General features: G+C 35.4%; 24 protein-coding genes and 1 tRNA gene. 17 read left to right on the top strand and 8 right to left on the bottom strand.

Features of this window, described 5'->3' with window-relative positions; genetic code table 11:
- The first annotated feature begins 1 nt into the window (after nucleotide 1).
- From purB to FC97_RS09860, 11 genes are all read left to right on the top strand, one after another.
- A complete protein-coding gene (gene purB / locus FC97_RS09810) occupies nucleotides 2–1,297 on the top strand; it encodes an adenylosuccinate lyase (protein WP_054643169.1) in 1,296 nt (431 codons plus the stop codon).
- Between the two features lie 554 nt (nucleotides 1,298–1,851).
- Nucleotides 1,852–4,071, top strand: coding sequence for a DNA helicase PcrA (pcrA, locus tag FC97_RS09815; RefSeq protein WP_054643229.1), 2,220 nt, complete (start codon nucleotides 1,852–1,854; stop codon nucleotides 4,069–4,071).
- Nucleotides 4,072–4,085: 14 nt separating this feature from the next.
- Nucleotides 4,086–6,104: an NAD-dependent DNA ligase LigA gene (gene ligA / locus FC97_RS09820; RefSeq protein WP_054643170.1), complete on the top strand. Its 2,019-nt coding sequence runs from the start codon at nucleotides 4,086–4,088 to the stop codon at nucleotides 6,102–6,104.
- A gap of 10 nt (nucleotides 6,105–6,114) precedes the next feature.
- A complete protein-coding gene (locus FC97_RS09825) occupies nucleotides 6,115–7,248 on the top strand; it encodes a CamS family sex pheromone protein (RefSeq protein ID WP_025084869.1) in 1,134 nt (377 codons plus the stop codon).
- A gap of 13 nt (nucleotides 7,249–7,261) precedes the next feature.
- Entirely contained in the window at nucleotides 7,262–7,561 is a 300-nt protein-coding gene (gene gatC, locus FC97_RS09830) for an Asp-tRNA(Asn)/Glu-tRNA(Gln) amidotransferase subunit GatC (RefSeq protein ID WP_025084868.1), read from the top strand.
- Nucleotides 7,561–9,018, top strand: a complete 1,458-nt coding sequence (gatA, locus tag FC97_RS09835) for an Asp-tRNA(Asn)/Glu-tRNA(Gln) amidotransferase subunit GatA (RefSeq protein WP_056968165.1) — start codon at nucleotides 7,561–7,563, stop codon at nucleotides 9,016–9,018. The genes gatC and gatA overlap by 1 nt, the downstream gene beginning before the upstream one ends.
- Nucleotides 9,018–10,448, top strand: a complete 1,431-nt coding sequence (gene gatB / locus FC97_RS09840; RefSeq protein ID WP_056968167.1) for an Asp-tRNA(Asn)/Glu-tRNA(Gln) amidotransferase subunit GatB — start codon at nucleotides 9,018–9,020, stop codon at nucleotides 10,446–10,448. Before gatA ends, gatB begins: the two co-directional genes overlap by 1 nt.
- A gap of 12 nt (nucleotides 10,449–10,460) precedes the next feature.
- On the top strand, nucleotides 10,461–11,471 hold the full coding sequence (locus tag FC97_RS09845) for a diacylglycerol kinase (RefSeq protein WP_025084865.1): 1,011 nt from the start codon (nucleotides 10,461–10,463) through the stop codon (nucleotides 11,469–11,471).
- 59 nt (nucleotides 11,472–11,530) lie between these two features.
- Nucleotides 11,531–12,889, top strand: coding sequence for a 23S rRNA (uracil(1939)-C(5))-methyltransferase RlmD (gene rlmD / locus FC97_RS09850; protein ID WP_054643171.1), 1,359 nt, complete (start codon nucleotides 11,531–11,533; stop codon nucleotides 12,887–12,889).
- Between the two features lie 534 nt (nucleotides 12,890–13,423).
- Complete coding sequence (locus tag FC97_RS09855; protein ID WP_054643172.1) at nucleotides 13,424–13,609, top strand: hypothetical protein; 186 nt, start codon at nucleotides 13,424–13,426, stop codon at nucleotides 13,607–13,609.
- Nucleotides 13,610–13,706: 97 nt separating this feature from the next.
- Nucleotides 13,707–13,931 carry a helix-turn-helix domain-containing protein gene (locus tag FC97_RS09860; RefSeq protein WP_056968169.1) on the top strand — a complete coding sequence of 75 codons (225 nt, stop codon included), beginning with the start codon at nucleotides 13,707–13,709 and terminating at the stop codon, nucleotides 13,929–13,931.
- A gap of 75 nt (nucleotides 13,932–14,006) precedes the next feature.
- Here FC97_RS09860 and FC97_RS09865 read toward each other — a convergent pair whose 3' ends face one another.
- The 5 genes from FC97_RS09865 to FC97_RS09885 all read right to left on the bottom strand — a co-directional run bounded on the left by FC97_RS09865 (nucleotide 14,007) and on the right by FC97_RS09885 (nucleotide 19,760).
- Nucleotides 14,007–14,753 (bottom strand): response regulator transcription factor, encoded by a 747-nt coding sequence (locus FC97_RS09865; RefSeq protein ID WP_054643173.1) that lies wholly within the window; start codon nucleotides 14,751–14,753, stop codon nucleotides 14,007–14,009.
- Between the two features lie 4 nt (nucleotides 14,754–14,757).
- The gene (locus tag FC97_RS09870; protein ID WP_200958248.1) at nucleotides 14,758–16,053 is read right to left on the bottom strand and encodes a sensor histidine kinase; all 1,296 of its coding nucleotides are present in this window, start codon (nucleotides 16,051–16,053) and stop codon (nucleotides 14,758–14,760) included.
- An 83-nt stretch (nucleotides 16,054–16,136) separates the two neighbouring features.
- Nucleotides 16,137–17,024: an alpha/beta hydrolase gene (locus tag FC97_RS09875; protein WP_054643175.1), complete on the bottom strand. Its 888-nt coding sequence runs from the start codon at nucleotides 17,022–17,024 to the stop codon at nucleotides 16,137–16,139.
- On the bottom strand, nucleotides 17,024–18,352 hold the full coding sequence (locus FC97_RS09880; RefSeq protein WP_054643176.1) for a PTS transporter subunit EIIC: 1,329 nt from the start codon (nucleotides 18,350–18,352) through the stop codon (nucleotides 17,024–17,026). Before FC97_RS09880 ends, FC97_RS09875 begins: the two co-directional genes overlap by 1 nt.
- 67 nt (nucleotides 18,353–18,419) lie before the next feature.
- A complete protein-coding gene (locus tag FC97_RS09885; protein WP_054643177.1) occupies nucleotides 18,420–19,760 on the bottom strand; it encodes an APC family permease in 1,341 nt (446 codons plus the stop codon).
- A 121-nt stretch (nucleotides 19,761–19,881) separates the two neighbouring features.
- Between FC97_RS09885 and FC97_RS09890 the strand changes: the two genes are divergently transcribed.
- The 5 genes from FC97_RS09890 (at nucleotide 19,882) to FC97_RS09910 (ending at nucleotide 23,240) form a co-directional block, all read left to right on the top strand.
- Nucleotides 19,882–20,880 carry a Gfo/Idh/MocA family protein gene (locus FC97_RS09890; protein WP_054643178.1) on the top strand — a complete coding sequence of 333 codons (999 nt, stop codon included), beginning with the start codon at nucleotides 19,882–19,884 and terminating at the stop codon, nucleotides 20,878–20,880.
- 1 nt (nucleotide 20,881) lies between these two features.
- Nucleotides 20,882–22,087: a DEAD/DEAH box helicase gene (locus FC97_RS09895; protein ID WP_054643179.1), complete on the top strand. Its 1,206-nt coding sequence runs from the start codon at nucleotides 20,882–20,884 to the stop codon at nucleotides 22,085–22,087.
- Between the two features lie 195 nt (nucleotides 22,088–22,282).
- Nucleotides 22,283–22,356: transfer RNA gene (locus FC97_RS09900), tRNA-Arg, on the top strand.
- A 13-nt stretch (nucleotides 22,357–22,369) separates the two neighbouring features.
- On the top strand, nucleotides 22,370–22,660 hold the full coding sequence (locus tag FC97_RS09905; RefSeq protein WP_054643180.1) for a TfoX/Sxy family protein: 291 nt from the start codon (nucleotides 22,370–22,372) through the stop codon (nucleotides 22,658–22,660).
- A gap of 58 nt (nucleotides 22,661–22,718) precedes the next feature.
- Nucleotides 22,719–23,240, top strand: coding sequence for an acyl-CoA thioesterase (locus tag FC97_RS09910; RefSeq protein ID WP_054643181.1), 522 nt, complete (start codon nucleotides 22,719–22,721; stop codon nucleotides 23,238–23,240).
- A 16-nt stretch (nucleotides 23,241–23,256) separates the two neighbouring features.
- On the opposite strand, the gene FC97_RS13710 is transcribed toward FC97_RS09910, so the two are convergent.
- The 3 genes from FC97_RS13710 to FC97_RS09920 all read right to left on the bottom strand — a co-directional run bounded on the left by FC97_RS13710 (nucleotide 23,257) and on the right by FC97_RS09920 (nucleotide 24,871).
- Nucleotides 23,257–23,613, bottom strand: a complete 357-nt coding sequence (locus FC97_RS13710) for an MFS transporter (protein ID WP_225868746.1) — start codon at nucleotides 23,611–23,613, stop codon at nucleotides 23,257–23,259.
- Nucleotides 23,614–23,699: 86 nt separating this feature from the next.
- Nucleotides 23,700–24,404: an MFS transporter gene (locus tag FC97_RS13715; protein ID WP_225868747.1), complete on the bottom strand. Its 705-nt coding sequence runs from the start codon at nucleotides 24,402–24,404 to the stop codon at nucleotides 23,700–23,702.
- Between the two features lie 44 nt (nucleotides 24,405–24,448).
- On the bottom strand, nucleotides 24,449–24,871 hold the full coding sequence (locus FC97_RS09920) for a helix-turn-helix domain-containing protein (RefSeq protein WP_054643182.1): 423 nt from the start codon (nucleotides 24,869–24,871) through the stop codon (nucleotides 24,449–24,451).
- 161 nt (nucleotides 24,872–25,032) lie between these two features.
- Between FC97_RS09920 and FC97_RS09925 the strand changes: the two genes are divergently transcribed.
- A complete protein-coding gene (locus FC97_RS09925; RefSeq protein WP_054643183.1) occupies nucleotides 25,033–25,482 on the top strand; it encodes a DUF3290 domain-containing protein in 450 nt (149 codons plus the stop codon).
- Nucleotides 25,483–25,489: the final 7 nt, after the last annotated feature.

The raw sequence follows: 25,489 nt of genomic DNA on the forward strand, positions 1-25,489 counted from the left end.
CATGATTGATAGATATGTAACTGAACAAATGAAACCAATTTGGACTGACCAAAACAGATTTCAAGCTTGGCTTGAAGTAGAAATCGCTGCCGTCGAAGGATGGAGTAAAGAAGGCGAAATTCCTGCTGAAGATGCTAAGTTAATTGCTCAAAATGCTAAGTTTGATGTAGCTGAAATTGCTGAGATTGAAAAACAAACAAAGCATGATGTAGTTGCTTTTACCAGAGATGTTTCACGTTATTTGGGACCTGAAAGAAAATGGGTTCATTTCGGACTTACTTCCACAGACGTTGTGGATACAGCTTATGGATATTTGATGAAGCAAGCCAACGATATTATTCGTGAAGATCTAAATGAATTTCTCGAAGTAGTTAGACAAAAAGCTCTTGAATATAAAGATACAGTTATGATTGGTAGAACTCATGGTGTGCATGCTGAACCAACTACTTTTGGGTTAGTTTTAGCAAACTGGTATTCTGAAATTAAACGTGATATTGAACGTTTCGATCATGCCGCTAAGGGTGTTGAAGCAGGTAAAATCAGTGGTGCTGTTGGTAGTTATGCCAATGTGCCTACTAGTGTTGAAAAATTTGTTTGTGATAAATTAGGTATTCGTGCTCAAGAGATTTCAACACAAGTATTGCCACGTGATCTTCATGCAGAATACATTCAGACAATGGCTTTGATTGCTACATCAATTGAAAGATTTGCACTTGAAGTACGTCATCTTCAAAGAACTGAAGTTAGAGAAGCTGAAGAATATTTTGCTGCTGGACAAAAGGGTTCTAGTGCTATGCCTCATAAACGTAATCCAATCGGTTCAGAAAATGTAACTGGTTTGGCACGTGTTATCAGAGGTCATGCATTCACAGCCCTAGAAGATGTTCCATTGTGGCATGAACGTGATATTTCACATTCTTCTGCTGAACGTGTAATCATTCCTGATACGACTGAGTTATTGGATTACATCTTAAGAAGGTTTACTAAAATTACTAAAGACCTTACAGTTTTCCCTGACAAGATGTTAGAAGACATGAATATCACTCACGGTTTGATTTACTCACAACGTGTTTTGCTTAAATTAGTTGAAGCAGGCTATGCTCGTGAACAAGCTTACGATATTGTGCAACCAATGACCGCTAAGGCGTGGGATGAAAAGAAAGACTTCCGTACTATGCTAGAAGCTGATCCTCGTGTAACTGATAAGTTATCTGAAAAAGATTTGGATGATGCTTTCGATTATCACTGGCACTTACGTAATGTTGATGAAATTTTCAAACGTGTTGGATTAGAATAAAAAATTAAATTAAAGTTCTTTTGGATGAGTGGTTAGTGATTGATTGCCACCCTCCATAAAAAAGCTGATTTGGCTGGAACGTAGTGGGTCGACTTGAAGCTAATAATTTTTCATTTTATGAAAAATTATGGATCTCCAAGTTCGACCTTATCCTAAGCAATAAATTGCTAAGGATAATTTCACTACTGAGCCAATCAGCTTTTTTATTCCGGCTAATTAACTGTTCTGATTATAGAAATGTTGTAGTACTCATGTGTAGATCCATTCTTGAATAAAAAAGAGCATAGTAATACCGCTCTTTAACGGGTAATATTGGAATTTAATAATTAGTTTCAAAACGTGCCTGCAGCGTTCCAAGGCATTCCCAGTTTTTGTGGAGGACAGAAAAATCCAAGCATATTTCTATTCTTACAAAATTTTAGAAACATACGTTCTAAATTCGACCGTAGTTTTTCGCTCTAGACACAAAAATTTGCTACAATATAAACAGCTATTTTAAGTTAAACTAAATTTTTTACACAAAGATTTGAGGGATTTATAAATTGGACGATACTATGTTAAAAGGTCTTAACCCTGAGCAACAGGATGCGGTTAAGGCTACTGAAGGACCACTATTGATTATGGCGGGTGCGGGTTCAGGTAAAACTCGTGTTCTAACTCATCGTGTGGCGTACTTAATTGAAGAAAAAAATGTTATGCCATGGCACGTTTTGGCCATTACTTTTACTAATAAGGCTGCCAAGGAAATGAAAGAAAGAATTGGCAAATTACTGGATGAATCTGCTAGTGATGTGTGGGTTTCAACTTTCCACTCTCTTTGTGTAAGAATTTTAAGAAGAGATATTGATAAGATGGGCAAGCCTAAGACATTCACGATTGCTGATCCGAGTGAACAAAGAACTTTGATGAAACAAATCTTAACTAAGATGAATTTAGATCCTAAGCGTTATGATCCTCGAGCTCTTTTGGGAACGATTAGTAATGCTAAGAATGAATTACAGACCCCAGAGCAATATGCACAAGTAGCTGCTAGTCCTTATGAACAAACAGTAGCTAGTGTTTATGATGCTTACGCTAAGGCTATGGATCGCAATAACTCACTTGATTTTGACGACTTGATCATGACAACTAGTCAATTATTCGATGAGAATCCTGATGTGTTGGAAAAGTATCAAGAAAAATTCCAATATATTCACGTTGATGAATATCAGGATACTAATGAAGCTCAATATAAATTGGTTAAACAATTGGGCGCCAAATATCGTAATGTTTGTGTCGTTGGTGATGCTGATCAGAGTATCTACGGTTGGCGTGGTGCTAATATTCAAAATATTATGAATTTTGAAAAAGATTATCCTGAAGCAACAACAATCAAACTGGAACAAAATTATCGTTCAACAAAGACTATTTTGAAGGCTGCTAATGAGGTTATTAATCATAATTCCAATCGTAACCCTAAAGAATTGTGGACCGATAATAATGACGGTGAGAAGATCAAATTCTACCGTGGTCAAAATGAGTCAGATGAAGCTTTATACGTCGTCGACCAAATCAAGAGTTTATTGTTACAAGGTTTTAATTATGGTGACTTTGCAGTTCTTTATCGTACTAATGCCCAATCACGTACTTTTGAAGAGAAACTTATGCAAGCTAACATGCCTTATAAAATTATTGGTGGTCATAAGTTCTATGATCGTAAGGAAATCAAAGATGTTTTGGCTTACTTACGTCTAATTGCTAATCATGATGATTCAATGAGTTTTCAACGTGTTATCAACAGTCCTAAACGTGGTATTGGCCCTGGTACGATTGAAAAATTACAAAATTACGCTGATGAGCATGGCTGGTCATTACTTGAAGCTGCTGAAAATATTGAACTATCACCATTAGCAGCTAAGCCTAGAAAGACAATCGGCCATTTTGCTAAGGTAATGGATGATTTAACGAAATTGGCTGAAACAGAGTCAATGACTATTCTGATGAATCATTTATTGGAAGATTCAGGTTACGTTGACGACTTGAAGCAGCAAAATAATTTGGAATCACAGGCTCGTGTGGAAAATATTGAGGAACTTTTAACAGTTACAACTCAATTTGATCAAGCTTACGAACCAGACCCTGAAGTTGATGAAAATCGTTTAACAACTTTCTTGACGGAATTATCATTGGTCAGTGATCAAGATGATATTGAGGAAGAACAGACCGAAGTTACATTAATGACTTTGCATGCGGCTAAAGGACTAGAATTTCCAGTTGTCTTCTTAGTTGGTCTAGAAGAAGGTATTTTCCCACTAGGTCGTTCACTTCTTAAAGAAGATGATTTGGAAGAGGAACGTCGTTTGGCATACGTTGGTATCACTCGTGCTGAAAAGAGATTATACTTAACTAATGCTTATAGTCGCACACTTTATGGACGTACACAGAACAATCCAACATCTCGTTTCGTTGAAGAAATCAATGAGGACGCATTGGAACAGGTTAACCCTAATGCAGGTAATCTTGGTGGTAGTAAACCAAACTATCGTCAACGTCGTCATCGTGCCGCTACAGCAGCAACCTTTACTTCACCAACTCTAAAAGCTAAAGGTGCCCAAGGTGCCGAAAAATTGAGTTGGAATGTGGGCGACAAAGTTGAACACAAGAAGTGGGGTCAAGGAACGGTTGTTAAAGTTAACGGTGAAGGTAAGAATGCTGAATTGGATGTGGCCTTTGATAGTCAAGGAATCAAGCGTCTGTTAGCTGAATATGCACCAATTAAAAAAGTAACTGATTAATAAGAGGTGAGAGCATGGCTGAAATAACTAAATCTCAAGCTAGTCAAGAATTAGATGAAATTCGTCCTCAACTGAACAGTTGGCGTGATGCTTATTACACAAAAGATGCTCCTGTAGTTGAAGATAATGTCTATGATAAGCTTTATAATCGTTTGCTAGAATTAGAAAAAATGTATCCTGAATTGGTCACACCTGATTCACCCTCACAGCAAGTTGGGGATCAGACTTTACCAGATTTCAATAAAGTAACGCATGATATTCCCATGCTTTCAATGGGAGATGTTTTTTCCGAGGCCGAACTAGCAGAGTTTAATGATCGAATTGAAAAAAATGTTGGACATGAAGTAGATTATAATGTTGAATTAAAAATTGATGGCTTATCTCTTTCATTAATTTATGAAAATGGTATCTTGGTCCAAGGTTCAACTCGTGGTAATGGAACAATTGGTGAAAATGTAACGGAGAATGTTAAGACAATTAAGGATATTCCTCAAAAGTTAAGTCGTCCGTTGTCATTTGAAGTTCGTGGTGAATGTTTCATGTCGAAAAAAGAATTCTTACGTTTGAATCAGGAGCGTGAAAGTCAGGGTCATCAAGTTTTTGCTAATCCTAGAAATGCTGCTGCTGGAAGTCTTCGTCAGTTGGATCCAAAGATTACGGCTTCTAGAAAATTGGATACATTCATGTATACGATTGTTACGTTTGACGGTCTAGAAGTTACAACGCAACATCAGGCTCTAGAAACATTGAAGGAATTAGGCTTTAATGTTAACCCCACAGCTCAAGTTACTACCGGTTTGAAAGGCGTTAAAGATTTTATTGAACATTATGGTGAAATTAGAGATGATCTTGATTACGGAATTGATGGTGTCGTGTTAAAGGTTAATGATTTAGCTTTGCAACGTGAACTAGGCAATACTGTTAAGGTTCCCCGTTGGGAAATTGCATATAAGTTTCCACCAGAGCAGGCCGAGTCTATTGTTCATGATATTACTTGGACCATTGGTCGGACAGGTGTTTTAACACCAACTGCAGTGATGGATCCGGTAAGTCTTGCAGGGACAACTGTTTCGCGTGCAACATTACACAATGAAGATATGATTCGTCAAAAGGATATTCGTATCGGTGATACTGTTTTACTACATAAAGCCGGTGATATTATCCCTGAAGTTTCACAAGTTGTATTGAGCAAACGACCAAAGGATTCCGTTCCTGCTGAAATTCCTACCCACTGTCCTTATTGTAATTCAGAGTTGATTCATCTAGAAGATGAAGTGGCCTTGCGTTGCATTAATCCCAAGTGTCCAGCTCAGGTTAAGGAACAGTTAACACATTTTGCTTCTAGAAATGCGATGAATATTGACGGTTTAGGACCTAAGATTGTTGAGCAGTTATATACGAAAGAACTAATCAAAGATGTTGCCGATTTATACAAATTGACAGCAGATGATTTAGCCACTTTAGACGGTTTCAAAGAAAAATCAATTAATAATTTATTGACGGCTATTGATAATTCCAAAGCTAATTCGGTTGAAAGGTTACTGTTTGGTTTAGGTATTCGTCATGTTGGTGCTAAGGCAGCAAGAATTTTATCTGAGCATTTTGGTGATTTAGATAGTATAATGAAAGCTTCGTCTGAAGAAATTCTTGAAGTTAATACTATGGGTGAGATAATTGCTAATAGTATTTCAACCTATTTTGAAAATGATGATGTTAAAAAGTTGATAAATGAACTAAAATCAGTAAATGTTAATATGAATTTTATTGGTAGTTCTAATTCTAATGAAACAAATAGTCATTTTACTGATAAAATAATTGTTATAACCGGAACCTTAAAAAATTATAAACGTTCACAATTGTCAGAGCTTTTGGAGAATCTTGGTGCTAATGTTACGAGTTCAGTTACTAAGAAGACTGATATTTTAATTGCAGGTGAAAAAGCCGGCAGTAAATTGACCAAAGCTCAAAAATTGGGAACAGAGATTATTGATGAAACAACATTATCTGATTATTTGGATAATGACAAAGAGTAGGAGAACAGTTTTGAAAAAATTCTTAAAAACTACATCGTTATTGCTGATGTGTGCACTGCTTTTATCTGCCTGTGGTAACTTACAAAATTCGAGTTTGTCATCAGGTGGTGGAGATACAGGTAAGAGTACGGTTCAGACGACATCTTCATCTGACTCAAGTAGTTACGATGTTTTGTTAAGTGGTGGAAAATATAAAACTAGCCCTATTTCAGGACTTACTGCTGCTGATAATTCTAATCAATTTAATAGTAGAAGTTTCGAAAGTGGCTTGATGAGTTTGTCGAAGAAACAGTTTTCAACTAACTCGTATGTTTTCCAAGAAGGTCAAGTATTATCCGCTAGTACAGTAACTAATTGGTTAGCAAGAAAGTCTAAAAAGAATTCATCTGGTTTGAATCCTGCATCAAATGGTTCAACTGATGAAACTAAACGTGCACCAATGTATTTCCAACAAATGTTGGAAGAAGATTACCTCACTAAACAGGATGGCAAATACAAATTGGCCGGGATGTCGATTGGTATTGCAATGAACAAAGTCGACTATTACCAAAAGAAGCAATACGGTGCTACTTACAAGACAACCATTAGTACTGAACAACAAAAGGAACAGGGTCAACGTATTGCTCAAGAAGTCGTTAAACGTCTAAGAGCTAATAAGCAAGTTGGTAATATTCCAATTGTTGTTGGTTTGTATTCTGTTGCTCCAGAGGATACATTAGTAGGTGGAACATATTTCCAATATGCTGTAAGCAAGAGTAGTTCTTTAGGTAATTGGTCTACGTTGGGGTATAAGAATCAAATGTTACCAACTGTTAATGGTGAAAATGCTATTAATAGTAGTGATTCAGATGCCTTTACCAATTTTAAAGACAACATTCAAGATTATTTCCCTAACTTATCAGGTGTAACAGCTCAAGCACATTATGATGGTACTAATTTGAAGTCGATGGATGTAACTATCAATACTCAATTTGATGGTTTAGCTCAAATTACTAGTTTTACACAATTTGTGCAACAAAGTGCTTCGAAGTACTTACCATCTGGAGCTGACTTAGATATTAATATTCAAACAGTTGATGCGCAACAAGCCGTTGTAACTCGTACTAATGGTAAGTTCAATTCACACGTTTATAATGCAGATTAAAAAGGAGAAACTTATGATTTCAAAAGATGAAATTTTGCACGTTGCCGCATTGGCTAACTTGAAATTTGAAGATAGTGAAGTTGATAGTTTTGTTAGTCAGTTGGACAAAATCGTTAACATGGAAAGTAAGCTATCTAGTGTTGATACAACAGGTGTTGAACCAACATATAATATGGGTGACACTAATACTGTCTTCCGTGAAGATAAGGGTATTCGTACTCAAACTAGAGAACAAATGCTTGAAAATGTTCCGGAAACTGATAACAACCTTATCAAGGTTCCAACAATTGTTGACAAGGAGGACGATGAATAGTGGACATCAAAAAAGAAACAATTGCTTCTTTACATGACAAGTTGGTCAATAAGGATGTAACTGCTGAAGAATTAGCTAATGATGCAATCAACAAGATCAATGCTAATGAAAAGAAACTTAATACATTTATTACGGTAAATGATAAGGCTCCCGAAGCTGCTAAAAAAATTGACGAAGATGGTATTAAAGGACCTTTGTCAGGTATTCCGATTGCATTTAAGGATAATATTGTAACTAACGGCATTAAGACTACTGCTGCAAGTAAGATCTTATATAACTTCATGCCTGTTTATAGTGCTACAGTCCTAGAAAAACTAGAAGCTGCTGGTGCAGTTGATATTGGTAAGACTAACCTTGATGAGTTTGCCATGGGTTCATCTACTGAAACATCATATTTTGATACTACAGTTAACCCTTGGGATCTAAGTCGTGTTCCTGGTGGTTCTTCAGGTGGTTCTGCTGCCGCTGTTGCTGCTGGTGAAGTTGTGGCTGCTTTAGGTACAGATACTGGTGGTTCAATCAGACAACCTGCTGCCTTTAATGGTATTTTTGGTATCAAACCAACTTATGGTCGTGTTTCACGTTGGGGTGTTATCGCCTTTGCTTCAAGTTTGGATCAAGTCGGTGTACTTTCAAAACGCGTTGAAGACTCAGCAACTGTTCTTTCAGCAATGGCTGGTCATGATGATCATGATTCAACAAGTTCTGAAAAACCAGTTCCCGATTATCGTGCAGACTTGAGTAAAGATATGAGCGGCGTTAAAATTGCTGTTCCTAAGGAATTCTGGCATGAAGGTACTCATCCAGAAGTTCTAGAAAATGTTAATAAAGCATTAGATGCATATAAGAAGATGGGTGCTACTGTGGACGAAGTTAGTCTTCCTTCATTGAAGCATGCCGTTGAAGTTTACTATGTTCTAGCTTCTAGTGAAGCCTCATCTAATCTTCAAAGATATGATGGTGTTAGATATGGTTTCCGTGCTAAAGATGTTAAGAACATCAAAGATTTATTTGTTAAATCAAGATCAGAAGGTTTTGGTGATGAAGTAAAACGTCGTATCATGCTTGGTACTTTCGCTCTATCAGCTGGTGCTTATGATGCTTACTTTAAGAAAGCTGCTGAAGTTAGAACACTCTTCATTAATGAAATGAACGATGTTCTCAAAGACTATGACTTGATCATGGGACCTTCAACAACAACACCTGCATTCAAGATTGGTGAAAAAGTTGACGATCCATTGGCAATGTATATGAACGATATTTTGACAATTCCTGCTAACTTGGCTGGCCTTCCAGCTGCTTCTGTTCCTGCAGGGCTTGCTGACGGACTACCTGTTGGTCTACAAATTATCGGTCGTCCATTTGATGAACAATCTGTCTTCAATGCTGCTTATGCATTGCAAGAAGAAAATAAATTCTATGAAAAAATACCAACTGCACTCAAGGGGGAAGACTAATGAATTTTGAAACAACTATCGGACTAGAAGTCCACGTTGAGTTAAAGACAAAGTCCAAGATGTACAGTCCTTCACCAGTTGCTTATGGTGCTGAATCTAATATCAATACCAACGTTATTGACTTTGGTTTTCCAGGAACATTACCAACTGTAAATAAAAATGGCTATCGTTTAGGTGTCATGGTAGCTTTAGCTTTAAATGCTGAAATTGAACATCATACTCATTTTGATCGTAAGAACTATTTCTATCCAGATAATCCCAAGGCTTACCAAATTACACAACAAGATAAACCATTAGGTCATGATGGTTACATCGAGATTGAAATTGATGGTAAAAAGAAGAAAATCGGTGTTGAAGAACTTCACGTCGAAGAAGATGCTGGTAAGAATACTCACGGTAATAATGGTTATTCTTATGTTGATTTGAACCGTCAGGGTACACCTTTGATTGAAATTGTTTCAAAACCTGATATGCATTCACCAGAAGAAGCTTATCAATATCTTGAAAATCTACGTAAGATTGTTCAATTTACTGGTGCTTCTGATGTTAAGATGGAAGAAGGTTCAATGCGTGTTGATACCAATATTTCTATCCGTCCTGTAGGATCAAAAGACTATGGTACTAAGGTTGAGTTGAAAAACTTGAACTCATTTAACCATGTTAAGTTAGGTCTTGCCTATGAAGAACAACGTCAAGCTGCTATTTTGAAGCAAGGTGGACACATTGGTCAAGAAACAAGACGTTTTGATGAAAAGACTGGCGAAACATTCTTAATGCGTGTTAAGTCTGGTGCGGATGATTATCGTTACTTCCCAGAACCAGATCTACCAGATTTTGAAATTTCACCAGAATGGGTTTCAGAAATCAAGGCTAACTTGCCTGAAACAGCTACTAAGAGACGTGAACGTTATATTAACGAATTAGGTATTCCTGAATATGATGCTGGCGTTCTTACAGATACTAAGGAAATGTCAGATTTCTTTGACGAAGCCGTTTCATATAAAGCTAATCCAAAACTAGTTTCTAACTGGTTAATGGGTGAAGTTAATGGATACTTGAATGATAAGAGAATCGGTTTGCTTGATACTAAGTTGACACCGGAACACTTGGCTAAGATGATTAATTTGATTTCAAATGGTACAATTTCTTCTAAGATTGCCAAAAAGGTATTCCAAGAAACAATTAGTAATGGTACTGAACCTGAGGAATGGGTTAAGTCTAAGGGACTTGTCCAGGAATCTGATCCAGCCGTATTGAAGCCAATGATTTTGGAAATTCTTGATAACAATCAACAATCAATTGATGACTTCAAGAATGGTAAAGATCGTGCCGTTGGTTTCTTGATTGGACAAATCATGAAACAAACACATGGACAAGCTAATCCAAAGGTTGCTAATAAGCTATTGATGGAAGAGTTAAAGAGTCGTTAGTGAGGGAAAGATATGCGTCGTGCTAGACTTATTTATAATCCAACTTCAGGTCACGAGACCATGAACAGTAATGTTGGAGACATTTTGAATATTATTGAAAAAGCTGGTTATGAGGCTAGTGCTTACCGAACTACACCAAAAAAGAACTCAGCCAAAAATGAGGCCAGAAGAGTAGCAAAGGAAGGTTTCGATTTAGTCGTTGCTGCTGGTGGTGATGGAACTATTAACGAAGTTGTTAATGGTATTGCTGATTTGGAACAACGTCCAGAATTGGCTATTATTCCTGCCGGAACAACTAATGACTATGCTCGTGCCTTAAAGATTCCACGAGATGATGTTGTCGAAGCTGCCAAGGTTATTTTAAAAGGTCAAAAATTACCAGTTGATATTGGTCAAGCGGGTAAGAAGTACTTTATTAATATTGCCGGTGGTGGCTCAATGACTGAGTTAACCTATGAAGTACCATCAGCCTATAAATCTATTTTGGGTTACTTGGCTTACTTGGTTAAAGGTGCAGAAATGTTACCTCGAGTTAGTCCAGTTGACATGCACATTGAATATGACGATGGTGTTTTTGATGGCAAAGCCACAATGTTTCTAATTGGTTTAACTAATTCAATTGGTGGTATGGAACAAATTGCCCCTAATTCAGTTATTGGTGATGGAACTTTCTCTTTGATTATTGTTAAGGAAACTAATTTAAGAGATTTAGTTCATTTAATTGCTTTAGTTCTAAACGGTGGTCGTCACGTTTACAATCCTAAGGTTATTTATACTAAAACTAAGCGAATTTCTGTTCATGCGAATGATGAAAGTCGTTTGATGGTTAACCTTGATGGTGAGTACGGTGGGGATGCACCAATGGAATTTATCAACTTGCATAATCATTTGAATATTTATGCTAACGTTGATTCAATTCCGCTTAAAGCACGTGATACTCCAACGCTTAGTGAAAAAGATGCTGGCGAGAAGATTATCGAAGAAGAACGAAATCTTGACAATAAGAATAAAAATAAGAAATAAAAAAGAAATTGGGAGTGTATCAGTTTTGAACACTTCTTTTTTCTATGTATAGGTGAAAAATGGAAAAACCAAACTTAAAAAAGAATCAAAAATTAGATTTAGATATTCAAGACTTATCGTATGAAGGTAAGGGTGTTGCTAAGGTTGACGACTTTACACTCTTTGTTGATAATGCCTTGCCAGGTGAAACAGTTAATGCTGTGATAACTAGAATCAATAAGAATTTCGGCTTTGCGAGAACTTTGAGTGTCTTGAAAGAGTCTCCTGACCGTGTTCACGATATTGATGCTGTTTATGCACAAACAGGGATTGCCCCATTAAGCCATTTGAAGTACGATAAGCAACTTGAATTCAAACGTAATCAGGTTGTAACTGATTTCAGCAAAATGGGCTTAAAAGACATTACAGTTAATCCAACTTTAGGTATGGAATCACCATTCAATTATCGTAATAAAGCTCAAGTGCCTGTTCGCCAAGTTAATGGTAAATTGACTACCGGTTTCTATCGTCGTCGTTCACATGACCTAGTGCCAATGGAAAACTTCTTGATTCAAGATACTAAGATTGACGAAGAAATTATTAAAGTACGTGACATTCTTCGTAAATACAAGGTTCGTGGTTATGATGAACAAAACCAAAAAGGCCAAATTAGAACAATCATGGTTCGCCGTGCTTACTTTACTAATGAAATGATGGTAGTTCTAGTTTCAAGAACTCGTGATATTTCACATTACAAAGATATTGCTAAAGAAATCATGGATAATCCAGAAGTTAAGTCATTGTACTTGAATGTTAATTCAAAGAATACCAATGTTATCTTCGGTCAAGAAATGACTTTATTAGCTGGTAAGAAGTATATTGATGATAAGATTTTAGGACACAAGTATCGCATTTCCCCAAGATCTTTCTACCAAGTAAATCCAGTTCAAACACAAAATCTTTACCAATTAGCCATTGATAAAGCTGAATTGACCGGCAAAGAAGAAGTAGTCGATGCCTATTCAGGTATTGGTACAATCGGACTTTCGTTAGCTAACAAAGCTAAACATGTTACTGGTATCGAAGTAATTGAAGATGCCGTTAAAGATGCTGATCAAAATGCTAAATTAAATGGTATTGAAAATGCTGACTTTGTTGTTGGTAAGACAGAAGATGTTTTGGATGAGTGGGCTAAAAACAAGATGTCAGTTGATGTCTTGATGGTTGATCCTCCACGTAAAGGTTTGGCAAATTCATTGATGGACTCATTGAAGAATATCAAACCAAAGAAGATCGTTTATATTAGCTGTAATCCAGCAACTCTAGCACGTGATCTTTCATTGTTAAGTGATACATATAATATTGGTGATGTAACACCAGTTGATATGTTCCCAATGACAAATCATATTGAAAGTGTTGTTGCTTTAACAAAGAAATAGAGTGTGAAAGTGTTTAAACTTCCAATTCTTACTCCAGACTAAATACCAACTAATATAGTTGAAATATGCCGTCGTCCGTAAAAAATTTGTGGGCCGCTGGAACGTGGGGACTTTTTACTACCGACTGGTTCGTTGGTTCTAATACTATCTGGTGTTTTAGTATATTTATGAATATAGGAATTTTAAATCAAAAGAACGACTTTTATTAAGTATTCAAGATATCCTTTACTTGAATCTCTTAATAGAAGCCGTTTTTGTCTTACTAGACTAAAGCGTTTTGCAAAATTACGTATTAAACATACTTTAACCAAATTTGAATAGGAATTGTTTAAACGAGTTAATATAAACACTTTTTTTTATTTGTTTCAAAATTGAGAAGAAGAAATAGGGAATAGAACAGTTCACTAGTCCGGAACAACAAGACCAATCGAACTTGTTGTGGAGGACGGCATATTTCCTCAGCAAATTTATTCATAAAAGGGTAAAAATCGTGTAGTATTTGATTGAGGAAATTCTTGAATTAGGGATGATAAGATGAATTATATAATTGGCATCGGTGCCATAGCTTTAGGTATTTGGCAGTTGATAGTTTCTAAGCAATATTTCGATAATATGAAAAAACAATCAGCACCAATGATATTTTCATTGATTGCGGTAATTTTTAGTATGCTTTTTGGAGCTTTTGCCATTGTTTTTGGTATTCTTCGACTCTTTCATTAACGTTAATCGGTAGAATTGCTACGTTCATAAGTATTTTATGTTTCACTTATTATTTCTGAAATATAATGTTTTCATGATCAAGAATCGAGGGAACATTATGAAAGAATTTATATTGGATCGTAATAAGATTTTTTTAGGTGATAATTTAAGAGAATGTCGTAAGCAACGTAATTTATCAGAACGTGAAGTATCAAAAATGTTGCATGTAGATATTACGACCATATCTAAATATGAACATAATACTAGAACTCCCGATATCTATATGATGATGCGGTTTGCCGATGTTTATGGAGTTAGTTTAGATACTTTGGTTGGTAGATAACATTACTTCAAAAATTAAAATAGTAATTAAATAAGCCTCTCATTTAGAGTTTGTAAATACTCTGAATGGGAGGCTTTAATCATTTTTAGACATTAATTTGATTAGTTCTTTATTTTTTCTGAATGAAACTTCACAGGTTGAGCCGTCAATAAAAGATAATATTCTGGTCTTACTATCATAATTGATGGCGTTGTCGACATTAACTAAGAACCCTCGATTGCAACGAAAGAGATTAGGATAATCCTTTTCGAAAGTATTTAATGAACCATTGAACTCAGCTAGTTGATATTTAGTAACAATGAAAATTCTTCCGGGTACATCCTTATTGGTGTAAAGCATAATGACGTCGTCCATTAAGATGGAGAAATAACGGCTGCCAATTTTATAATCTAGTACATTCTTCGATAAATGATTATATTCTCGCAATTCTTGTTGAGTTTTTTCAATATCGTCAGTGATACTCTGTTTGATATTTTCCAAACCGTTATCTTTTAAAATGTAATCCATTGGAGCAATTTTTCGTTCCAGCGTTGTTAAGGATAATTCGTCATGAGTTGTTATGAAAACTATTTGAGAAAGTGGAGAATTCTGTCGAACTTTTTCGGCTATCTTTAAACCGGCAATTTTATCGTCCAGTATTTCCATATCTAAGAAGTAAAGTGCCTGTTTTTTGGAATCATATTGCTTGAAAAAATCATCAACGGTTCCAGCAACTACTTCTAAAGTCATATTAGCGTCGTTAATTAAAATACCATTATGAATGAATTCGGCATATTTATTTCGTTGTAGTTTGTTGTCTTCTAGTAAGTAAATGGGATACATTCAATCACCCCCCAACAATGATTAGTGTCATCATGAAATGACTATGAACTATTTTTGTTTCTAGGTAAAGATTTTCGGATTCATTGATCAATTTTCTGACATTGGCTAAACCGAAACCTGAGTGATTTCTTTTAGTAGAATAGCCACTTTGAAAAATATCTTTCAGACTGATATTTTCATTCAAGGGATTATCAATTGTAATCTCAGTAGTGTTTTCAGTTTGAGTGATAGCGCAAGTAACTTCTTTATCAGCAAGTTCCTCAGCATACTCAAATGCATTATCAATCAGAATACCCAGAATACGGACAATGATTAAAACTTCACTTTCAAATTGGTAATGCTTTTGACTCAATTCTAGATGAAAATCGATTTGGCGACTTTTGGCAATAAAGAATTTCTGAATAATAAGACCACGAATTAGATCGTTATCGATAGCTTGGGCTTGAGAAATATTCCCTCGACTGACCAATGACATTTCGTTTTTTTCTTTGGTGATGTCACGATAATAATCCTTTAGTTCTTGAGAATCACTTTGATCAACGATTGGTTTAATAGCCAACATGATATTTTGAAAGTCATGTTTAAACTTTCGAAGTTCAGTGTATTGTTGTTGCACACTGGTTAGATATTCATTCAATTGCTTATTGTAGGTTAACTTTTCCTGAGCCTCATTCTGAATCGCAATTGCATGAACAAAGACAGTCAATTGATAATAGGCGAAAATCAAGAGGATTGAGAAAATTATAATTAAGCTAGCTTGAATAGTAGCTGTCACGGATTGGAGATCACTAATGATCATAATAACCATGAATGAAATAAAGATTCCCAATGATAAAACTAAAACACGTTTTCCCAAATGATATTTTTCAATCTGAAGCCATAATTTGATGGTTTGATAACGAAAACGTTCAAAAACTAAGACGATAATAAGTAAATAGAGCAAATTGATGACTAGAGAAATTGGAATAAAGTATTCTTGGTATGTTTCCAAAAGTGTTAGACGCCACTGGTTATAAGCAATGAAGAAGAGAATCCTAGCTGAGTAAGTTCCCAAACTAAATAGAACCAATTCAATATTGGCTGCCATGATCAGAGCAATTGAATTTTGTATATTGGCTCGATATTTTTTGACACACCAATTAAAGATCAGAATAGCGCCAATAAAAAAGAGCACAAAAAGTTCATCAAAAAATAAACCGATATAACCAAAGATTAAAGCTAAGGCTATATCGGCAAGAAAAAATTTGAAAGAAAATTTTCTAATAAAATAATGTTTTAATTGTAAAATTGCGAACAGCATGAAAAAGTTTGCAATCCATTCGAGTTGCCAGTCTATATATACCATAGACTCATTGTATTTAAAAAAACGGACTAGCACAAGGTTTATTGCGAGGCGATGGCACTTTGTTTACTGTCAGGTGAATTAGGGTTGTTGACACCATTACCAATTATATATTGATGGAAGATGGTGATAAATTGGTTGCTGGCAATCATATCAGAGTGTTGAGCTTTGTTACCAGTTAAAGTAATTAACGTGTAATGTTTTGCCTGACCCTCATAAATATATTTACCAGCATCAACACTGCCTAGTGGAACGATTCCATCATCAGAATAGAGTTGAGTTCCAGCAATTGAGTAATAAGTCATATTGTGAGGAATATTATCACGCTTTTTGATTAAATCATTAAGCATTTGAGTGTGGTTAGAAGTGTTCTTTTCTTCAAAATTATAAGGTGTTCCGACCGTTAGTAATTGATTGATACTTAAATTAGAGTCGTTGAAATCATTTTCTAGAAACATTGTCCAAATCAAACCACCATTAGAATGGCCTAAGGCATTAAAACTGTTGAAACGGTAACGCTTTTTAATCGCATTAAATGCGATATTGAACCAGCGAGCTTGTTTTTTAATATTGGAATAACCATCTTCGTTATTTTGGAAACCGACAACGAAAAAAGGTTGTGTGTCATTGGCTCGAATTTTACCGCTATATGTAATTGAATCATCGGTGTGAACGGTCAGTTTTAAAAGACTGTGGTGTTCGCCGTATTTATTATTGACGGTTTTAACTAAATCATCGAAACGGTTGGCAGAGGCACTACTACCAGGAATCATGATGATAGGAGTCATTGGTGAATTGTAGCGACCAGCTAAAGTTGTAACATTCTTTCGAGTCCAAATGTAAGATGGGATTCCTAAAATAATAAAGAATAGCAACATAGCAATTAAATATTTAAAATTTTTGTTCTTTCTTAAAGTACGTGTGCGCATCAGTTAGCACCTTCTTCAAGACTTAGATTATCAAGGTCCTTAACTTTAATGGCCATTTTAACAAAGGGAATATAAATATAGACGGAAATTATGATAGCTAAAATAGAGAATATTAGAGCCTGCCAGCTACCATTTGTCCCAATGAAGGCAATTAGTGGACCTGGGGTTCCAATTGGCACAGGATAGACACTAGGGGGCATTAAATGCAATTGAATAGCTAAGGCGGCCATGGTCATATTAGCAATAGGTGCCAATATAAAAGGAATTAGAAAGATAATGTTGAAAAGAATTGGTATACCGGTCATGAGACCGCTACTAATATTGAAAAGACTAGGAATAATAGCCCAGCGAGCTACTGTTTGAAAATCTTCATCCTTAGCGACTATTAGAATAGCAATAATTAAACCTAAAACAGCACCAGTTCCACCAAAAGTAGCAAAAGCATGGTAGAGAGCTGAACTGGTAAATGGATTAGGGGCGTTCCAAGCAGTGTGTTTATTTAGAGCGTAATTTAAATTAACAGTTGAAAGAGTGTCCATTTTTTCAGTACCTGCAGATGAATAAGTACCGGACCAGCCGAAGAATGACATGATTAAAGTATAAATAGAAAAAATAAAGGTTTTAAGTAACTGGCCTAGAGGACTCTTTGAGGTATATTCCGAAGCTAGGGTATTAATGTAATTACCAGGAGCTTCAGCATAGTAGGTGACGTTGATCAAGGTACTGAATAGCATTGCAATTAGAAGTGAAACGATAATTGGTTTGGCAGAAATAAAGGAGCGTTCAATAACACTTGGTGCGCCGCCCAGTTTTACATAATCAGGTACGGGACGACTGGTTTTCTTAAAAATCCAACCAATGGATATTCCCAATATAATGGCTAAAAGTAGGCCACGCATCCCTAGTATTTGAGGATGAAAGGAGAAAGTTTGAACTTTGGAATAAGTATAATCAATGATCAATAGGGCACTTACGACTGTGATACCGGCCAATTGGTCATCACGATTGAAGTGTTTAGCGGTATATTTAGCGGCTCCGAAAATGGCAATTACTGAGATCCAGCCTAAGGACAAGTTGTATAAACCGGTGGCAATATTATCAATTTGTCGATAAATAAAGTCGTTACTCAAGTCAGGGAAAACATCGGTTAAAAAGCCTTCCTTACCAATAACGACGGTTTGAATTATTTTGACAAAACTTCCAAATAGAGCAAAGGGAAAAATCAAAAGTAATGTACGTTGGATTACACGATAGATAAAAAATTTTTGAAGTTTAAGAGTTCCTAAAATTAATTGTTTTTCAAGTTTATTGTTGAATTGAATTTTCATAAAGAACACCTGCATTGACTCGTTATATATATCAGGAAAAGTATAACGCAAATAAAAAAAGCCGCCATCATAGCGACCTCTTTTTATTGAAATAATGAATATAGTAAACTGGTAAACCTAATAAGGCAATTCCAATTCCCATTGCAGCTAATCCTGGTTGACGGAACAAAGTGGAGATAATGATATAAGCACCACCAGCTAAGGAAATGATTGGTGGAATTGGATAAAAGTTAATTTTGTAAGGACGTGTTAGTTCAGGTTCTTTCTTTCTTAAAATAAAGACACCAATGAACATCATTACTGAAAAAATCCACATAACGAAAACTAACATATCGGTTAAGTAATCGAAGCTACCCATAAAAATCATGGCAATAGCGATAACTGTTTGTACTAAGCCAGCATTAGCTGGAACACGTGTATTCTTAGTTAATTTACCAAAGAATTTTGAAAAAACAATTTCATCATCAGTTCCCAGAACATAAGGGACACGGGCACCAGTCATGGTATAGCCATTAACTGATCCGAAAACGGAAATAAGGATACCAATGGTAACAATTTTTCCACCAATTTCACCGAAGATACGAACGGCAGATTCAGAAGCAGCATTTTGATTACCTGGAATTAAATGGAATGGTAATTCCTTGATAAATACAAAACTGATTAGAACGTAAATCAATGTAATAGCGAATAATCCTACGATAATTGATTTAGCTAAATCTTTTTCAGGACGTTTCATTTCACCAGCTAAACTACCAACATTCATCCAGCCGTCAAAGGCAAACATGGTCGCTAACAGCCCGCCACCCAGCGAGGACCAGAAGTTAGCATGACTACCAGAAGTAATTGGAAATAGTGTGATCGGATTACTTGAAGGTGTAAAAATACCTACAATAATGATTAAAGCGATGGGAATCAATTTAGCAATTAAAGAGATTGTTTGAATCGTACCACCGACTTTAGCCCCTAGTAGATTAACAAGATAAAGAAAGACGGCCAATGAAATAGCAATCGGTATTTGCCAAACAGATGAAATATTGCATAGATTCATAACTTGTGTGGCAAAGATGATTGATAGAGCAGAGATTCCTGCTGGGTAATAGATAACTGACTGTGCCCAAGCAAGTAGAAAGGCTGGAACTTTTCCATAAATATATTCGATGTATTTATAAATACCACCAGCAACCGGAATAGCTGAGGCTAATTCAGCGATAGTTAAACCGGCATTGATCGTGATAAAACCGGCAAGTAACCAAACAAAAATGGTTAAACTAGCACTCCCGGTGGCTGCAGTAACACTAGAAATTTTGAAAAAAACTCCACCACCGATAACGAGCCCCATTACCGTTGATAGTGCTGAAAAGAAACCAAGATCCCTTTTCAGACTGAATTTATTTGTTTCCTCGTTCATAAAGCAAAACTACCCCCTCAAATGGCTTAAATTGCAATTATATACCATATTGATAGAATTCAGGTACTTTTTTAGTAGTAATTGCGCTTACATATAAGTAAAATTAAGGCGAGGTGATTTTATGATAAATTTAGGAATAATAGGAACAAATTGGATCACAGAACAATTCGTTAATGCGACAGATGAGACGAAAGCTTTTTCGTTAACACATGTCTATTCCAGAACTGAAATTAAAGCAAATAAGTTTATTGAGGATCTTCAAAAGAAGAATATTGCTATTAGCACCGATTTGGAAAAGTTCTTTAGTAGCGATGACTTTGAAACAGTTTATATTGCTTCTCCCAATGGACTACACTTCCAACAAGCCAAGTTAGCCTTGGAACACGGGAAGAATGTTATTGTAGAAAAGCCTAGTACTTCAACTGTTAGAGAATTTACAATATTAGATGATCTGGCACATGAAAAGGGACTCTTTTTATTCGAAGCTGCTCGTCATATTCATGAACCAATCTTCAAAAAAATTCAGAATTATGTTGAAGATAATCGTGATGAATTGAGTGGAGCCACATTTTCCTATATGAAATACTCAAGCCGTTACGACGATTTCAAGGCTGGAAACTTGCCTAACATCTTCAATCCTAAATTTTCAGGTGGGGCCTTATATGATTTAGGTGTTTACACAGTTTATGACGCCGTTGTATTGTTTGGACAACCTGATTCTGTAAAATATGTCGCCGAAATACTTTCATCTGGCATCGACGGAAGCGGAAGTTTGACTCTGAAGTATCCTGAATTTGATGTTAATATTTTGATCGGTAAAACTAAAAATTCATACACTGATTCAGAAATTTATTTTGATAAAAAAACTTTGTTGATGGACAGTGGTGGTGACATTACTCATGTTCAATTAGCTGATGATAATAAGAATATAACAACGATTCCAACTGTTAAGAGTGAGAACCCAATGGACTCCGAAGCAAAAGAATTTGCACGAATTATGAATGAAAATGATCAAGAAACTTATGAAAATCTCTTGAAGTACGCTAGAATTGTAAATAGAATTCTAGAACAAGCCCGAACAAGTGCAGGACTTGTTTTTGGAGCAGATGAGGATAAGTAAAGTGGAAATACCAAAATTATATCAAGATTATTTTAAACAAAATCAATTTAGTGCGTTAACTAAGATTCAAGAGGCAGTCTATTTACCTTTTAAAGAAGGTAAAGACTTTGTTGCTATGGCACCAACTGGTTCCGGCAAAACTCTGGGTTTTGTAATGCCAATGCTGGAAACATTAGTACCAAAAGATGGTTTGCAAGTGCTGATCTTAGAACCTTCCCAAGAATTAGCAATGCAAGTTAGGGACGTTATTCAACCTCTAGCTAAATTAGTAGACTGTAAAGTACAAGCAATTACTGGTGGAGCTAATCCCCAACGTCAATTGAAAAAATTGAAAGAAAAGCCAGAAATCATTGTTGCTACCTTGGGACGATTGAATGAATTAACACAAGCCCGTAAGGTGAAATTAGGTAAGTTGAACACTGTTATTGTGGACGAAGCCGATGAAATGTTGAACGAATCAAAATTGGAAACGGTTCGTCAGACAATTGCTCAAATGCCAGCTGATGTCCAAATGACTTTCTTCTCAGCTACTGGTAATGAAATCTTTAAAGACATGCATAAATGGTTTGGACAGGATTTCGACGTTATTGATCAACGTAATGATACTAGCTATACGGCAGGTATTAAGCATTACTTTATTGATGCTAACAGTGAATTTATCAAAAATGCACTAGTTCGTGAGTTAGCTCATAACAAGAAATTCTTGGGAATTGTCTTTTTCAATAACTCCCGTTCACTGCATAAGGCTATCAGTGATTTGAATCATAATAAGACTAATTTCGTTTCTTTGGATAGTAAAATGTCATCGCAACAACGTAAGTCGGCTATTAAACTCTTTTCCACTAAGAAAGTTAATTTGTTGTTAACAACAGATGTAGCTGCCCGTGGAATGGATATTGATAACATTACAACGATTGTTAATTACATGGTTCCTAGGGATGAGAATGAATATATTCATCGTTCTGGTAGAACCGGTAGAATGGGTAAGAGCGGTGTTGTTCTTACTTTTGGTAATAGTCATGATTTGAAGAACATGCGTGAATTTACTAATGTTGAAATAAATAAAGCTTATCTTAAGAGTGACGGAACACTATCTAATAAGCCTGTTGCTCGTAAAAAGGCTGTGGTCAGTCATAAGGATAAACCTAAGGCTAAGAAGCGTTTACGTGATCAAAAGAATAAGGGTAAACGTCATAATAATAAATAAGCTTTTTTGCAAGTTTGATTAAATAAGAACAGTCTCTATTAAGAAATTCAAGTACATGGTATATGTCTTGAGTACTTAATAGGGACTATTTTTTTTGAATGGGTAAATGGTTCTATTATCATTTTCCAGTATTGAATAATTATGTATGTGAGATATAATTTTCTTATAGCCGTTTTTGCTGGTTAATTAGATCTTGGTCCCTTGGCCCAGTTGGATAGAGCAACTGCCTCCTAAGCAGTAGGTCCCCGGTTCGATCCCGGGAGGGATCATTGTTTTAAGTGTATGAAAAATATTGGAGATGAATTTAATATCGAAAAGTTAACGGATTTGCCCAATATTGGTAAGGTTTTGAATGAACAACTTTCTAAAATTAATGTAACTGATGTGGTTACTTTGAAAAAGTTAGGTAGTCAAAAAGTTTATTTAAAATTAAAGTCTTTGAAGGCTCCAGATAGATTTTATTGTATCCAAATGTTGTACTCTCTGGAAGGTGCCATTCAAGGGGTTCCTTATACAAAACTATCTTCTGAAAAGAAAACGGAGCTTTTGAATTTCTTTAGAACAAATAAATGAATTACTCATGTCTAGTGAATTAGATATGAGTTTTTTATTATTATAACGAGGTTAAATTATGAGAGAGATTAAATGTAGTGATACTTTATCTATTAGCAATCATCGTGTGTTTTCACCTGATTTAAATGAACATGGGACTGTGTTTGGTGGTAAAACTTTAATGACCATTGATGATAATTCTTCGATTTCAGCTTCACGAATAGCTCGAATTGAAACGGTTACAGCATCGATTGATCAAGTTAATTTTATTTTGCCATTTAAGTTACAGGATTCAATGTGTACGGAATCTTATGTTTCCGGAGTAGGTAGAAGTTCAATTGAAGTGTTTACAAAGATTATTGGTGAACATTTGAAAACGGGGAGACGCTTCTTGGGATTGACTTGTTTTTCTACTTTTGTCGTAACGGATGAAGATATCTTTTTGCCAAGGATTGCTCCTGATAATGCAGAGGCTGAATATGTTTGTAGCGGTTACCATGAACGTCAAGGTGAACGTTTTAAGAAGTTGTTGGCACAAGAAGGATTTAATAAAAATATTAGTTTGCAATTTCCATGGCAATCCAAAAAAGACGCAGAATAATAATCTGCGTCTTTTCTTATGCTTGGGAAATGATTTGATTTAATTTTAAATTAATCAATAGGGCACCTAAAGCAAAAATGGCACCACCAAATCCAACTTGATAGAGTCCAAAATTACCAACAATTAAAGAGCCAACAGCTGATCCTAATGAGATTCCTAGATTAGAAGCAATAGGGTTTAATGAGGATGCCAAAGCAACTGCTTGAGGATAGGACTCTTCAGCAATATTTAGAAAATGAATTTGAATTGGGGCATTGATCAAGTACATGACGACACCGATGATAAGTAAATTAACTAAGCCAGAATATTTATTGTGAATCAGAAAAGGAACAGCTAGGAGAATGAAAAATTCAACTGTATAGACTTTGGGCATAAATTTGAGGCCACCGTGTTCAGCAATTCGACCGGATAATTGATTACTTACTAAAGAAGCAAGTCCGAAGACAGCTAGGAAAATACTTAAACTGGTTTTTGAGAAGCCGAGTGTACCGTAAAGTTATAGATAACGTAGATAGCTGCAATGGCAAAGAATGGTAAGAAAAATCCAACGTAAATGCGGGGATCTTTAATCAACTTAAATTGACTTTTCAAAGGACTATTGATTTGTTCAAATTCTCTAGGTAAAGAGATCATCAATAAAATAAGCGTTATAACGCTGACTAGTGAAATAATAAAAAAGGTCATACGCCAATCAAAGACAGTACTAATGGCGGTACTGAAGGGAACTCCGAAGACTGAGGCAATACTGAATCCAGAAAAAATCCATGATACAACGGTCCCTTGTTTAGAACGTGGAGCAATAACATTTGAGAAAGTCATTGATAGAGAAATAATTGCTCCAGCGACGGAAGCAGCAATAACACGAGAAATGATTAAAACAGTATAACTGTTAGCAAATCCGCTCAGAGTATTACCTAGAATAAAGATTACTGTCAGACCGATCAAAGTATAATAACGATTAAAATTTCCTAACAATGAAGTAATGATTGGAGTGCTGATAGCATAAATTAATCCGTAGGCGGTAATCAGCAAGCCAACGTTAGCAATCGATACATGGTAGGTTTTAGAAATATTAGAAAGAACTCCCATGACTAAGAATTCGTTATTGCCAAGAACGAATGATAATAGTACTAGAATTGTAGTTTGAAATTTGTAATTATGCATGATTTCCCCTTTTTGGACAAAGAAAAAAGAACCACGAGGATTCTTTAATTAGTTTCTGTAGTTAAAATTTCCTCTCGCAAAGACTGAAAATCTTGACTTGAGAAGGATTTATTCAGTGAGTTATTGACCACCTCAGAAGCTTCTTTAAAATGTTCAATACCAGATTTAGTGATCTTTAGGCAAACTTCTTTTTGATTGTCATCACTATGATAACGAATAATTGGTTTGCAATCTTTATTTTCTAAACGTACAGCCATTCGTGAGACAGCAGCTGCACTTAATTTGAGAGAATCTTTAATTTCCAGCAAGCTAGCCTTGGAATCATATTGGTCGTAGAGATAGTGTAGGAAGCTGAATTCAACGGGTGATAAATCATATTTAGCTAAGACTTTTTCCAATTCCATCTGAACATCATTTTCGAAATGTTTCATGTTTAACCAAGTACATAGATTTGAAGTATGATTCATATTTGTCACCCCTAACATTAGATATTAACTTTTATGTATTATGGAACAAATCTATTGCTTGCGCAAGAAAATAATTTTTATTAATGAATTGTTTGATAAATCTATGACGACAACTTTTTGCTATACTAATCGTAAATAAAAAAATAGTTGAGGGGATATAAATGAGTTTTTATTCATATCAATATTTGGTGAAACATAATAATGAACCGAATTTCTTATTCATTATAGGGATTCTAGTACTGGCAGCAGCTATTTTTGTAACTAGTTACTTGTATTTTAAGAATCGATCTGACAATAAATATCGTGATTTGTTGATTATCTTTGGATTGGGAATCTTTTTATTTATTGGTATTAATTACAATAATTATGAACAACAGTTGGATATCAATAATAAAACTAATCAGACTTTGAGCTTAATGCAATCGGTTGCTAAGGATAAAAAAGTTTCGAAGAATAAGCTATATTCCAACAGCTCCAGTTTGACAGAAGGAATGTTGATCAAGGCGGGTAAGGATATTTATCGTGTCAGTTTTGATAATAATTTGAGCAGTTATACACTTTCAAAGGCCAATATAATTAGCTCTCAAAAAATACAATTGATTAAGAAATAGGTGACAT

The sequence above is a fragment of the Companilactobacillus kimchii DSM 13961 = JCM 10707 genome, from assembly GCF_001435445.1.
GTDB classification, from domain to species: domain Bacteria; phylum Bacillota; class Bacilli; order Lactobacillales; family Lactobacillaceae; genus Companilactobacillus; species Companilactobacillus kimchii.